Source organism: Lysobacterales bacterium (assembly GCA_014946745.1).
In the GTDB taxonomy this organism is placed as follows: Bacteria; Pseudomonadota; Gammaproteobacteria; order Xanthomonadales; family Xanthomonadaceae; genus Aquimonas.
The window spans coordinates 1684259-1697081 of record JADCRD010000001.1 but is presented as its reverse complement, the minus strand read 5'-3'; the positions used below and the strand labels follow the sequence as shown (position 1 = coordinate 1697081).

10 protein-coding genes and 1 tRNA gene are annotated in these 12823 nt (G+C 67.8%); 6 read left to right on the top strand and 5 right to left on the bottom strand.

Features of this window, described 5'->3' with window-relative positions; all coding sequences use genetic code 11:
* Positions 1 to 64: 64 nt before the first annotated feature.
* Positions 65 to 2803, bottom strand: a complete 2739-nt coding sequence (locus tag H4O13_06565) for a serine/threonine protein kinase (protein ID MBE5315050.1) — start codon at positions 2801 to 2803, stop codon at positions 65 to 67.
* Complete coding sequence (locus H4O13_06560; protein MBE5315049.1) at positions 2793 to 3410, bottom strand: sigma-70 family RNA polymerase sigma factor; 618 nt, start codon at positions 3408 to 3410, stop codon at positions 2793 to 2795. The genes H4O13_06565 and H4O13_06560 overlap by 11 nt, the downstream gene beginning before the upstream one ends.
* Before the next feature lie 471 nt (positions 3411 to 3881).
* Between H4O13_06560 and H4O13_06555 the strand changes: the two genes are divergently transcribed.
* The 6 genes from H4O13_06555 to truB all read left to right on the top strand — a co-directional run bounded on the left by H4O13_06555 (position 3882) and on the right by truB (position 10607).
* Positions 3882 to 3958 (top strand) — tRNA-Met (locus H4O13_06555).
* Between the two features lie 187 nt (positions 3959 to 4145).
* Positions 4146 to 4715 carry a ribosome maturation factor RimP gene (rimP, locus tag H4O13_06550; GenBank protein MBE5315048.1) on the top strand — a complete coding sequence of 190 codons (570 nt, stop codon included), beginning with the start codon at positions 4146 to 4148 and terminating at the stop codon, positions 4713 to 4715.
* A 72-nt stretch (positions 4716 to 4787) separates the two neighbouring features.
* A complete protein-coding gene (gene nusA, locus H4O13_06545; protein ID MBE5315047.1) occupies positions 4788 to 6275 on the top strand; it encodes a transcription termination/antitermination protein NusA in 1488 nt (495 codons plus the stop codon).
* Positions 6276 to 6385: 110 nt separating this feature from the next.
* Positions 6386 to 9184 (top strand): translation initiation factor IF-2, encoded by a 2799-nt coding sequence (gene infB, locus H4O13_06540; protein ID MBE5315046.1) that lies wholly within the window; start codon positions 6386 to 6388, stop codon positions 9182 to 9184.
* A 154-nt stretch (positions 9185 to 9338) separates the two neighbouring features.
* Positions 9339 to 9680 carry a 30S ribosome-binding factor RbfA gene (gene rbfA, locus H4O13_06535; GenBank protein MBE5315045.1) on the top strand — a complete coding sequence of 114 codons (342 nt, stop codon included), beginning with the start codon at positions 9339 to 9341 and terminating at the stop codon, positions 9678 to 9680.
* 6 nt (positions 9681 to 9686) lie between these two features.
* The gene (gene truB / locus H4O13_06530; GenBank protein MBE5315044.1) at positions 9687 to 10607 is read left to right on the top strand and encodes a tRNA pseudouridine(55) synthase TruB; all 921 of its coding nucleotides are present in this window, start codon (positions 9687 to 9689) and stop codon (positions 10605 to 10607) included.
* 58 nt (positions 10608 to 10665) lie between these two features.
* On the opposite strand, the gene H4O13_06525 is transcribed toward truB, so the two are convergent.
* From H4O13_06525 to H4O13_06515, 3 genes are read right to left on the bottom strand one after another with little or no spacing between them, the layout of a single operon-like run.
* Positions 10666 to 11262 carry a YigZ family protein gene (locus H4O13_06525; GenBank protein MBE5315043.1) on the bottom strand — a complete coding sequence of 199 codons (597 nt, stop codon included), beginning with the start codon at positions 11260 to 11262 and terminating at the stop codon, positions 10666 to 10668.
* Positions 11263 to 11273: 11 nt separating this feature from the next.
* A complete protein-coding gene (locus H4O13_06520; GenBank protein MBE5315042.1) occupies positions 11274 to 12215 on the bottom strand; it encodes a hypothetical protein in 942 nt (313 codons plus the stop codon).
* Entirely contained in the window at positions 12212 to 12823 is a 612-nt protein-coding gene (locus H4O13_06515) for an RNA polymerase sigma factor (GenBank protein ID MBE5315041.1), read from the bottom strand. The genes H4O13_06520 and H4O13_06515 overlap by 4 nt, the downstream gene beginning before the upstream one ends.

Genomic DNA, 12823 nt, shown 5'->3' with positions numbered 1-12823 from the left:
GCAAGGAAGTTCATGCGCGGATGCTGCGCATGAACGTTCTCGGGTCGCTGAGCGGGAGCTTGGATCAACGCGCGTCGCGCAGCTCCTCGATGTGTCGGCGAAGCGGTGCGTCGGCCACCAGTCGATCGCCGATCTCGGTTTCGATCGCCGTCGCCAGTGCGGAAGACTCGGCGCGTCGATCCTGCGCATGCAGCCATTCCGCGCGCGGCAGTCGAGCCAAGGCCAGGCGCGGGTCGCCGGGGGCGTGGATCGCGGCCAGCGCGTGCTCGGCTTCGATCAGCTTCGACAGCGTCAGCGCGTCGCCGTCTCGCCACAGGTTGGCTCTTGCCACGGCATGGTCAAGGTACGGCGCCGTGCCGGGGCGAAGCTGCGCAGGCGCTGCCTGCAGGGCCTCGAGCAGGGCGCGTGCTTCGCCATGGCGGCCGCAGTCCTGCAGCCACTGCGCGCGCACCAGTCGTGCGTCAGCGATATCGAACCCATCGAGCGCGGGATCGCTTGTCAGAATCTCCAGCGCTTTGTCCACTGCCGAGCCGGCCGCTGCGTCGCAACCGTTCTGGCGCAGGATGCGTGCCTGCAGGATCAGCGAGCGGGCGAGCCGGCGGTGAGCGACCGGTCCCTCTGTCTCCATCGTGGCAATGGCGTCTTCGACGATGGCCGTCGCACGCGCCACATCGCCAGTTGCCGCGACGGCGTCGGCGAGGTTGTGCTTCCAGATCGCAAAGGAGGGGCTGTCATCGGGAAACTTCTGCTGGCCGATCTCGAATGCTTCATCGAACAGCGGAATCGCCTCCTCGGCGCGCCCGGCAGCAGCGAGCAGCGTCGCGTACTGCACCAGCGACCAAGCGCCCTGTCGGCTGGCGAGTCGGCCATCGCGACGGTGCAGGTTCAGCGCCTCGACGAACAGCGGTTCGGCCTCGGCGAACCTTCGTGCCAGCTGCAGCGTGCCGGCCAGCACTTCCAGCGCGGTCACGTACTCGACGTGCACGTCGCCGAGCAGCAGCCGGCGCAGGTCGATTGACTCGCGCATCAGCTCGATGGCGCGGGGGAAATCGTTCAGTCGGCGCAGATGCCATCCATAGGCGGCGAGCGCATTGGACAGCGCGACGCTGTCCGGGTGGTGCTCGCGCGCTTCCTGCAGTGCGGCCGCGTACACCGCTTCGGCCTCCGGTCGCCGACCCTGGCCCAGAATGCTCGCCGCATTCAAGCGCAGTTCGAAGTGCAGCGGCGAACCGGCAACGGCGTGCGCGTCCACCAGCCGCAGGGCTTCCAGCACGCTTGCATAGTCGATCTGCGCAGCGCGTTCGCGACGCAGCTCGTGCGCATTGCTGATTAGCATCTCGGCCAGCACCAGCGGGCGCTGCTGTCTGCGCTCGAGTTCGATGGCACGCGCGTAGAGCTGCTGGCCGCGGTCGGGCTGGCCGATCACGAACAGCACGCGGGCGAGGGTGGCCATCATTTGCGACTGCGTGGCCGGTGTGCCCGCAAGATCGGTTTCGACGCGCAGCATTGCTTCGTCGAGCAGGTTCGAGAGCGAGACGAGGCCGCTGCCCGCGTCCGCGTGGCCGCCGCGAAACACCGAAATCAGGAACCCGTTGGTCTCGCGCGCGGTCGCCTCCGAGGCGCGCGCCTCCATCTCCGACTGCCGAGCGCGATCGCGCTCGGCCAGTGCGATCTGTTCGGCCGCCAGCGCGCGCTGGCGCTCGTTGATCAACTGCAGGGTGAAGCCTAGGCACAGTGCGACTACGCCCGCCGCGACCAGCACCGCGCCCCAGCGGCGGCGCATGAACTTGCTCAATCGATAGCCTGCCGTGGCAGGCAATGCCTGCAGTGGACGTTGCGCGCGCAGTCGTGCGATGTCCTCGCACAGCGCATCCACCGAGGCGTAGCGCGAGCTCGCCTGTGCCTGCGAGGCCCGCGCGATCAGCGCGGCGAGCTCGCGGTCGGCGGCGAGCCCGGCGCGCTCAATCATTTCGCCGAGCACCACGCCTAGGCTGTAGACGTCGCTGGCCGTGCTCACCCGCTCGCCGCGCCGCTGCTCCGGGCTGGCATAGCGCGGCGTGTAGCCGGGGGACGCTGCGCCCGCATCATCGGGCGCAGGCGCATCGCTGATGCGCTCGTTGAGTTGCGCGATGCCGAAGTCGAGCAGCACCGGTTCGCCGGCGGCAGTCACAAGGATGTTCGAAGGCTTGAGATCGCAGTGCACGACCAGCTCGCGATGCGCATGGCTGACCGCGCCGCAGGCCGCGACGAACACATCGAGCAGGGCATCCCGGCTGGGCTGATGCTCGCGGCACCAGGCGTCGATCGGCTGGCCGTCGATGTAGTCCATCACCAGATAGGGCCGGCCCTCCAGTGTGGCGCCCCCGTCGATCAGCCGGGCAATCCGCGGGTGCTGCAGCCTCGCCAGCAGCTGTCGCTCGCGCGCGAACAGGGTGATCGCGGCTTCGGCGGCCACGCCCTTGATGAACTTCAGCGCCGCCGTTTGCGCGTAGTGGCCGTCATTGCGTTCAACCCGGAACACCCGGCCCATGCCGCCGTGGCCGATCTCGGCCACCACGCGCCAGGCGCCGAACACATCGCCTATGGCCGGTTGCGCGGCTGTAGCTTCTCCGAGCAGCGCGTCGCGCGGGCGGATCAAGGCGGCGGTATCGCTGTCGTCGCTGGCCCTGCACAGCGCCAGCACCTCGGCCGCGATGTCGGCGGGCGCGTTCTGTCGCGAAAGCAGGGCCGCACGCTGCTCGGGCGGGCAGTCGATCACGTCGTCGTACAGCGCGCGGATCTTGGCGAAGCGCTCAGCCTGCATCGGCGGCATCCCGGGCCGGATCATCGCTGATGGCCTTCAGCAGCCAGGCGCGGGCGAAACGCAGGTCGCGCTTGACGGTTGGCACCGACACGCCGAGCAGGCTCGCGACCTCCTCCTGCGACAGCCCGCCGAAATAGGTCAGGTGCATGGCGCGACCGCAGCGCGGGTCCAGCGCCTCCAGGCCCTGCAGCGCCTGCTCCAGCGCAAGCAGGTCGATCGGTGCCGCGCTGTGCGGGTTCTCCTCATCGATGCGGCTGACGCTCACCTGCACGCGATCGCCGCCGCGTTTCTCAGCGCTGCGCGCACGCGCGTGATCGACCAGGATGGCGCGCATCGCCAGCGACATCGTGGCGAGGAAATGCGTGCGACTGGCGAAGTCCATCCGCGCCGGCAGCATGTCGAGCACGGCCTCGTGGACCAGCTCGGTCGGCGAGAACGTCGCAGCGCCACCGCGCCCCAGCCGCTGCGCGGCCATCCGCTTGAGGTCGAGATAGACCCGATCGACCGCCGCCGAGAATGCACCGCTGTCACCCTGATGCCACGCGTGCAGCAGGGTGGTCAGATCGTCCGCGGGCGCGGGCGGTGCAGGGCACTCGTTCGGACGCATTGGCGAGCCGCCTCGTTCGGGCCTTCGAGTATAGCGACGGGCCGCATGGCTCGAAGAACGCTGCGGCTTGTCCACAGCGCGCGCTCCGCTGAGCGGGTCTCTGGCGATTGTCCGACGGGCCCTCGACGCATGCTCGGCGGATGCAGGCGTTCGCATGCATGTGCTCGGCGGATGCAGGCGTTCGCATGCATGGCGCTGGCGCTTGCGCTTGCGCGTGTTTCGACATCGAGCGCGCGCCGATTGGGTCCTGCGCTTCAAGCGCCTGGGCTTCGGCGCCAGCGCCGAAGCGCCGAGCGCGCCGGAGCGGATGGTGTTCGTCGGTGTCGAGGTGCCGCGCAGCAAACCGGTCGGGTGGCTCGGCGACCGCGGAATCGGCGTGTTGAAGCCGGAGCATCCAGTGCGCCATTCAGTGCATGGCGCATTGACTGTTGCGCTGCACGCAAACGCTCCATATACTGCGCGTCTGACTGATGCGGGGTGGAGCAGTCTGGCAGCTCGTCGGGCTCATAACCCGAAGGTCGCAGGTTCAAATCCTGCCCCCGCTACCATCAGTGAAGGCCGCGAGAGAGTTGATCTTTCGGCGGCATTGCAAAGAGCCTCCCCGTGAGGCTCTTTCATTTTCGGGCCCGCAGCGTCGGTGAGGTCGTCCGACGAGGCTCCGGTGTCTTGGACAGGGCCCTGTGCCCTGACTGCGCTCCGCCTGGCTGCGAGCGCGCGAGATCCGGAGGTCGGTCCATGTCGCAGAAAATCCAAGAGCTCGAAGCCTTGTGCTCGCCGGCGGTCGTTGACCTCGGTTTGGAGCTGCTCGGCATCGAGTACGCGCCCAGCAGCCATCGCAGCGTGCTGCGCATCTACATCGACGCCGAGGGCCGCCACGTCACTCTGGACGACTGCACCGCAGTCAGTCGCGAGGTCAGCGCCCTGCTTGACGTCAACGATCCGATCCAGGGCAACTACGTTCTTGAAGTCTCATCGCCCGGCTTCGATCGCCCGCTCTTCAAGCCTGCCCACTTCGAACGCTTCATCGGCCAGCAGGCGAAGATCGCGCTGCATCTTCCCCAAGAGGGCCGCCGCCGCTTCAGTGCCGCGATCCGCGGGGTGGAGGGTGCGGAGGTGCTGGTCGAGCAGGACGGCAAAATCTTCCGCCTGAGTCACGACAACATCGCCAAAGCGCGCCTCGTGCCCGACTATTCCGTGATTGGTCAGGGCGAGGGCGTCGAAGTGGATGCCGATCAGGTCGAGGCCTCCATCTACGATGATCCTGATGCCAAGCCGGCGCCGCGCCGCCCCGGCCGTGGGCGCTGAATCGCTGTACGTTTACCGAACCCAAAGCTTTCCTGACCCCCAGGCGCTGGTGCGCCTGCCGGAGACACGACGATGAGCAAAGAACTGCTGCTGGTTGCCGAAGCCGTTGCCAACGAGAAAGGCGTCGAGCGCGGCGTGATCTTCGATGCGCTCGAAGCTGCGTTGGCCTCTGCCGCCAAAAAGCAGTACCCGGAGGAGGACGTGCAGATGCGCGTCTCCATCAACCGGGCCAACGGCAGCTACGAGACCTTCCGCGTCTGGGAAGTGGTGGCCGATGACGTGGTGATGGAGTCGCCGCACCATCAGATCCGCCTGATGGATGCAGTCGACATCAAGGCCGATGCGCAGGTGGGGAACTTCATCGAGGAGCAGGTCGAGAACGTCGACTTCGGACGCATCTCGGCGCAGGCCGCCAAGCAGGTCATCGTCCAGCGCGTGCGCGAAGCCGAACGCGCCCAGGTGGTCGATGCGTTCAAGCACCGCATGGGCGAGCTGATCACCGGCATCGTCAAGCGCGTCGAGCGCGGCAATGTTTATGTTGATCTCGGTGGCAACGCCGAAGCCTTCATCCCGAAGGACAAGTCGATTCCGCGCGACACCCTGCGTCCGGGAGATCGCGTGCGTGGCTATCTCTACGATGTGCGCTCGGAAGCGCGCGGTCCGCAGCTTTTCGTGAGCCGCGCGGCGCCTGAATTCATGATGGCGCTGTTCAAGCTGGAAGTGCCCGAGGTGGGCCAGGGGCTGGTCGAAATCAAGGGTGCTGCACGCGACCCGGGCGATCGCGCCAAGATCGCGGTGATCGCGCACGACACTCGTACCGACCCGATCGGTGCGTGTATCGGCATGCGCGGCTCGCGCGTGCAGGCCGTCAGCAACGAGCTGAACGGCGAGCGGATCGACATCGTGCTATGGAGCGAGAACCCGGCCCAGTTCGTCATCAACGCGATGGCCCCGGCCGAGGTGCAGTCAATCATCGTCGACGAAGAGCGCCATTCGATGGATATTGCGGTGGCCGAGGACAAGCTGGCCCAGGCGATCGGCAAAGGCGGCCAGAACGTGCGGCTTGCGTCCAAGCTGACCGGTTGGCAGCTCAACGTGATGACCCAGGACCAAGTGGCTGCCAAGAGCGAAGCCGAGCAGGCAAGCGCCCGCCGGCTGTTCATGGACCGCATGGAGGTCGACGAGGAGATCGCTGGCATCCTGGTCAGCGAGGGCTTCAGCACGCTCGAGGAGATTGCCTACGTGCCCGCCGGTGAGCTGCTTGCGGTGGAGGGCTTCGATGAGGACATCGTCGAAGAGCTCCGAGCCCGCGCCCGCGACGCTCTGCTGACGGAAGCCCTGGTGGCAGAAGAGCAGCTCGAAGAGCACAAGCCGGCGGAAGATCTGCTGTCGCTAGAAGGTATCGACGACGCGATCGCCTACGCCTTGGCGGCGCGCGGAATCTCGACCCGCGACGATCTCGCCGAGATGGCGGTCGACGAGATCAGCGACATCGAAGGGCTGGACGCTGAGCGTGCGGCCAAGCTGATCATGGAAGCACGCAAGCACTGGTTCGAATGAGCGCGCAGCGCGCGTTCGCGCTTCGGGCGCGGACGCCCTCGTCGCGGTAGAATTTACGGCTTGACGCCCGTGCGCGGCGCGGCCGGGCCCATGAATCCTTAGGAAGCCACATGTCGGAAGTTACGGTACGCACCCTCGCCAAGTTGACGGGCACCCCGGTTGAGAAGCTCCTGGAGCAGCTCGCCGAGGCCGGCATGAACTTCAGCGGGCCCGACCAGGTGGTGACCAGCGCGGAGAAGATGAAGCTGCTTGGCTTCCTGCGCCGCACGCACGGCAAGACCGATGCGCCTGAGGAGACGGCGGCTCCCCGCCAGATCACGCTGAAGCGCCGCAAGGTCGAAGAGATCACGGTCGCAGCCGGCAAACAGAAGACGACGGTCAACGTCGAGGTGCGTCAGAAGCGCACCTACGTCAAGCGCAGCGAAATCTCGGCCACAGACGATCCCGGTCGCGAGGAGGCCCAGCGTCTGCTGGCCGAGTCGCAGGCTCGTCAGGAGGCCGAGGAAACTGCTCGTCGCGAAACTGAACAGCGAAAGGCGGCGGAAGAAGCACGCCTGCGCGAGGAAGCGGAGGCCCATCGACGCGCGCAGGAAGCGCCTGCCAAGGTCGAAGCGACCGCGCCCGAGCCGGCCCCTTCACCCGCACCGACCCAGGCGGCAGCGCCTTCTTCGGCTCCGGCGGTCCCTGCAGCCCCAGCAAGCCCAGCACCGGTGACGGCAGCGCCTGCCGCGCCGTCGCAGCCGGTGCGCAGCTCTGCCCCCAGCGCGCCCTCCTCGCGCCCGCCATCGCGCAGCGATACGCCGTCTTCGCGCCCTCCGATGCGTTCGGGAGCGCCCTCGGGCTCAGGCGCACCGCGCCCCTCGGGGGCTCCTCCGCGCCCGGGCATGCGTCCGCCGGGCCCCGGTTCGGCGCCGCCGCCCCCGCCCCCGGGCGCAGCGCGTCGCGATGACCGTCGCGCCCGTCCCGCGCGTGGCGCGCCCGCCCGGCCCGGTGGTGATGACGATGCCGGGTCGCGCTTCGGCCGCGGCGAGCTGCATCTTTCGGACGCCGGCGTAGCTCGGCGCGGTGCGCGCAAGAAGCCGGGCCAGCGTCGCCAGGAAGCGTCGCGCTCGGGTGGCGGCACGCATGGTTTCTCGCGCCCGCTGGCGCCGATGACGCGCGAAGTCGCGATCGGCGACAGCATCGTGGTCGCCGACTTGGCCCAGAAACTCGCGCTGAAGGGCGCTGAGGTGGTCAAAGCGCTGTTCAAGATGGGCGTCATGGCGACCATCAACCAGACCATCGACCACGACACGGCGGTACTGGTCGTGGAAGAGCTCGGCCATACCGCGGTGCGCGCCAACGAAAACGACGTCGAAGACGCCCTGATCGCCCACGCCGAACACAGCGGCGAAGGAGAGCTGCGTCCGCCGGTGGTGACCATCATGGGTCACGTCGACCACGGCAAGACCTCTCTGCTTGACCACATCCGCCGCACCCGCGTCGCTTCTGGCGAGGCCGGTGGCATCACCCAGCACATCGGCGCCTACCACGTCGAAACGCCGAAGGGCGTGATCAGCTTCCTCGACACGCCGGGCCATGCTGCATTCACGCAGATGCGTGCCCGTGGCGCGAAGTTGACCGACATCGTCGTGCTAGTGGTCGCCGCCGACGACGGCGTGATGCCGCAGACGGTGGAAGCGATCAAGCATGCGAAAGCCGCGGGCGTTCCGCTGATCGTCGCGATCAACAAGATGGACAAGTCGGACGCCAACCCCGACAACGTCAAGCAGGGTTTGGCAAATCACGAGGTCATCCCGGAAGAGTGGGGTGGTGACACCCAGTTCGTTCCGGTCTCGGCCAAAGCCGGTACGGGCATCGATACGCTGCTGGACGCCATCTCGATCCAGGCGGAAGTGATGGAGCTGCGTGCCGTGATCGATGGTCGCGCGACCGGCGCAGTCATTGAATCCGCGCTGGACAAGGGACGTGGCCCGGTCGCGACCGTGCTGGTGCAGACCGGCACGCTCAAGAAGGGCGATTTCGTGGTGTGCGGTACGCAGTACGGCCGCGTGCGCGCGCTGTTCGATGAAGCCGGTCGTCAGGTGGAGTCGGCCACGCCCTCGATCCCGGTCGTCATGCTGGGTCTGTCGGGCGTGCCGGATGCCGGCGACGATTTCGTCGTGGTCGAGGACGAGCGACTCGCCAAGGACGTGGCGCAGCAGCGCGAGGCCAAGAAGCGCGAGTCGCGCCTGGTCAAGCAAGCCGGCAACCGCATGGAAGACATCATGGCCCAGATGGGCCAGGGCGAAGGCCAGCAGACCTTGAACCTGGTCGTCAAGGCGGATGTCCAGGGCTCGGTCGAGGCGCTGCGCGATTCGCTCACCGGCCTGTCGAACGAGCTGATCCGCATCAACGTGATCGCCTCCGGCGTCGGCGGCATCAACGAGTCCGACGCGACTCTTGCGGCAGCGTCGAAGGCGGTGGTGATCGGCTTCAATGTCCGTGCGGACGCTGCGGCGCGGCGCGTGATCGAAGCCAACGGCCTCGACCTGCGCTATTTTTCGATCATCTACGACGTGATCGACCAGGTGAAGCAGGTGGCCTCGGGCCTTCTGGGCAAGGAAGTGCGCGAAGAGATCATCGGTGTCGCCGAGGTCCGCGAAGTCTTCCGCAGCTCGAAGTTCGGCGCGGTCGCCGGCTCGATCGTCATCGAGGGTGTCGTTCGCCGGAACAAGCCGATCCGCGTGCTGCGCAACCAGACCGTCATCTTCCAGGGCGAGCTGGAATCGCTGCGCCGCTTCAAGGACATCGTCGAAGAAGTTCGCATGGGCACCGAGTGCGGCATCGCGGTCAAGCAGTACAACGACGTCAAGCCGGGCGACCAGATCGAGTGCTACGAGCGTATCGAAGTCCAGCGCACGCTTTGAAGCCGGGATTCGGGATTGGGGATTCGGGATTCGTTCCGGCCCCGATCGCGAATGCGCCTGATCCTCTCCGGCTTCACGCCCGTAGTCCAGCCAGGTGTGTACAGCGACCCGCTTCTCCGAATCCCCAATCCCGAATCCCCAATCCCGGCTCTCAATGAAACGCAGCTTCACCCGCACCGACCGCGTCTCCGCACAACTCCGCCGTGAGGTCGGCCAGCTGGTGCATGAAGCTGTGCGTGAGCACGGCTTGCCTTCTGTCAGCGTGTCCGATGTGGAAGTCACCCGCGACATGGCACATGCCAAGATCTTCTTTACGGCCCTGCAGCCGGAGCGCGCCAAAGAAGCGCTCAAGGCGCTGAAGGAACTCGCCAAGGAAATGCGCATGGAGCTGGGCAAGCGGGTGCGCATGCGTTCAGTGCCCGAGCTGCACTTCCACTACGACGATTCGGTCGACCGCGGCGAGCGTATCGACGCCCTGCTGCGCGGGTCGGAGTAACGCCCCATGTCGCGTCAGGCGCGCACCGTCTGGCGTCGGCTGGACGGGATCGTCCTGCTCGACAAGCCTGCAGGCTTGTCCTCCAACCAAGCGCTGCAGCGCGCACGACACCTGCTTCGCGCCGACAAGGGAGGCCATACCGGCGCATTGGACCCGCTCGCGACCGGGCTGCTGCCGCTGTGCTTCGGCGAGGCCACCAAGATCGCCGGACATCTGCTGGGCGCGCGCAAGGCCTACGAAACCGTGGCGTGCTTGGGAGTCACTACCGACACCGATGACGCCGACGGTCAGCCGCTTCGCGAACGCGACGTGCCTGCGCTTGATGCCGCGCAGATCGAGGCGGCACTGGTATCGCTGCGTGGTGCGATCCTGCAGGTGCCACCCATCTACTCGGCGCTGAAGCGCGGCGGTGAGCCCCTGTATGTGCGCGCGCGTCGCGGAGAGTCGCTGCAGCTTGAACCACGACCTGTACAGGTGGATCGCTTTGATCTGACGGCCGTCGAAGGACAGCACCTGCGCCTGCGCGTCGAATGCGGCTCCGGCACCTACGTGCGTTCGCTGGTGCGCGATCTCGGCGAAGCCCTGGGCTGCGGAGCTCACGTGCTGGCACTACGCCGGCTCTGGGTCGACCCCTTCCGCAGTCCCAGAATGGTGGGTCTCGATCAGATCGAGGCCGAGGCCACGCAGCCTGCACCCGAGTGGTTGCTGCCGCTGGAAGCCGGCCTGGTGGATTTTCAGCGGGTCGAGCTCGACGCCGACCAAGCCGCCCAGGTGCGACGAGGTCAGCGACCGGCAGGCTTCGACGCGCTCGCCGCCGGTGCGCACGCCGCTATCGGGCCGGATGGACAGCCGGTCGCTCTTGTGGAGCGTATTGACGGCGGCCTGCTGGCTTCGCTGAGGGTGTTCCTGCCGCGTGAGAATCGCTGAGGCGAAACTTCGCTGGACCGGGGCACGAGCCGCGCTGGCTAGCCGAAGTGCGCAGCACTCAAGCGTTCGACTCGGGTGAACTGCTGGCAGCGCTCAGCTGCAGCCGTCCTCGACTGGCTTCGCGCAGCGCATAGGTCAGTGCCTCGATGCGGTCGCTCGGCACGCGCAGGCTCAGCAGCACGCCGTCCGCATCGTAGTGCTCGTCGAGTTTTTCCACCCCATGTGGACCCAGCAGACCGTGGACCTCCCCCAGATCCGTGAAGCTGCAGCTCAGCTTCACGTTCTGCTTCGTGATGACCGCCGCTTTCGTTGCAGTGCGCAGACACTCCGTAGCACAGCCGCCATAGGCGCGCACTAATCCGCCCGCACCCAGCTTGATGCCGCCGTACCAACGCGTCACCACGGCGATGACGCCGTCGAGACCCTGGCCATCGATGGCCGCAAGGATCGGGCGCCCGGCTGTGCCCGCCGGCTCGCCGTCGTCCGAGGATCGATACAGATCGCCGCAGCGCAGGGCCCAGCAGTTGTGGGTCGCTCCGGGGTCGGACACCTCGCGCAGGAACGCGAGGGCCTCATCGCCGCTGCGTACGGGCGCGGCGTGGCAGCGGAAGCGGCTGCGCTTGATTACCAGCTCCAGCGAGTTGGCTGCGGCCAGAGTCCAGCGCGTCACGGTGCTTCGTTCAGCAGGGTGCGCAGATCGCGCGGCACAACGCGCTGGGGATGAGCACGCATGAAATCCAGCAGGCTGCGCCGTGCGGAGTCGGTATCGCCGCTGTCGCGCCGCTCGCGAATGCGCTGCAGCCAGTCCTCCGGCTTCAGGCGGAAATCCTGTGCGACCGGCGGGAAGTCCGCGGGCGAGAGGCGCGCACCGGTGACAACGACCTGGTCCAGCGATGGCTCCCCAGGCGCCGGCGACGACTGCACGCGCTCGGCGAGGTTCGACCTCGATCCGGCGGCCTGCGATGGCGCTGCGCCCGGCTGCGGTTCGCTGGGCGCGGGGGCCGCGGGTGCGGGCGCCGTGCTCATGGGGGGCGCAGTCTCCTGAAGCGACGGCGGCGGCGGCGCGGGGGCCGCCATTCGCGCCATCTCGGTCGCGGGCGGTGGACTGCTTTCGCGCGCGCCTGCTGCCTTCTCCGTCTGGCTGTCCTCGGCCGTCGTGCTGGCGCGAGGAATGATCAGCACCTCGAACTCTGCGCTGTCGTCCGAGGCTGGGGCTGCAGCGGAATGACCCGCGTCGCCCGCTGCGGACTCCGCTCGCGCGCGCTCGGCCTGATGCGAGTCGCCGCCGAGCTGCCAGCCGATGCCCGCGGCCATCACCGCGCCCGCCGCGCTGCCCAGCCACCAAAGCGCGCGCGGGCTGCGCCGGGTGCGCGCCGCAGCCGCTGGGCGCTGTCGATGCCCCGCGTCTGCGGCGAGCGCGGACCGCGCCATGGCGAGCACCCGCGCGTCGAGCTCTGGCGAGGGCTCGCTCACCGGCAGGGCCTGCAGTGCTGTGGCTACTGCCGACTCTTCCGCATCCAGCGCGCGCCGTGCGGGCGCAACGCTCTTCGCGGCGGCGGAAGCGCTGGGGGTGGGAACCTGCCCGGGCGGCGGAAGTGGTGTGCTCATCGGCGCAGCCGATCCTTCAGTTTGTCCAGCGCGTAGCGCAGCCGGGACTTGACGGTTTCGCGGCCGGCGCCGGTGATGACGCCGATCTCCTCGAGGCTGAGTTCCTGTTCGAGGCGCAGCTGCACGGCGATGCGCTGCTCGTCGGGAAGTTCTCCCAGCGCGACCTGCAGGCGGCGCGCCTGCTCGAAGGCGCTGAGCTGCTCCTCGGGCGTCAACGTGTCGGAGCCTGCGAAGGGGTTATCGCCGGTCTCGGCGGCGTCCGGCACGATCTCGACGCTGAGCTCGGGGCGTTGGCGGCGGTACTGGTCGATCAGCAGGTTGTGGGCGATCTGGTACAGCCAGGTCGCGAAGCGAGCCTCCGGCTGGTAGCGCTCACGCGCCGAGATCACCCGGCTCCAGACCTCCTGAAAGCACTCTTCCGCTGTCTCGCGGCGCCCGAGTCCGCGCTGCAGGAAGCGCATCAGGCCGCCGCGATGGCGGGCATAAAGCTGCTCGAATGCGCCGATGTCGCCGTTCGCGAAGCGCTGCATCAGTACGCCGTCCTCGGGTTCGGCGGCCAGTCCGTGCGCGGGGCCGGCGCCGGTGGATTCCGGATCGAGAAAGCGCAT

Coding starts and splice junctions, on each gene's coding strand:
- H4O13_06565 (MBE5315050.1), bottom strand. CDS start 2,803: ATGCAGGCTGAGCGCTTCGCCAAGATCCGCGCGCTGTACGACGACGTG.
- H4O13_06560 (MBE5315049.1), bottom strand. CDS start 3,410: ATGCGTCCGAACGAGTGCCCTGCACCGCCCGCGCCCGCGGACGATCTG.
- rimP (MBE5315048.1), top strand. CDS start 4,146: ATGTCGCAGAAAATCCAAGAGCTCGAAGCCTTGTGCTCGCCGGCGGTC.
- nusA (MBE5315047.1), top strand. CDS start 4,788: ATGAGCAAAGAACTGCTGCTGGTTGCCGAAGCCGTTGCCAACGAGAAA.
- infB (MBE5315046.1), top strand. CDS start 6,386: ATGTCGGAAGTTACGGTACGCACCCTCGCCAAGTTGACGGGCACCCCG.
- rbfA (MBE5315045.1), top strand. CDS start 9,339: ATGAAACGCAGCTTCACCCGCACCGACCGCGTCTCCGCACAACTCCGC.
- truB (MBE5315044.1), top strand. CDS start 9,687: ATGTCGCGTCAGGCGCGCACCGTCTGGCGTCGGCTGGACGGGATCGTC.
- H4O13_06520 (MBE5315042.1), bottom strand. CDS start 12,215: ATGAGCACACCACTTCCGCCGCCCGGGCAGGTTCCCACCCCCAGCGCT.
- H4O13_06515 (MBE5315041.1), bottom strand. CDS start 12,823: ATGCGCTTTCTCGATCCGGAATCCACCGGCGCCGGCCCCGCGCACGGA.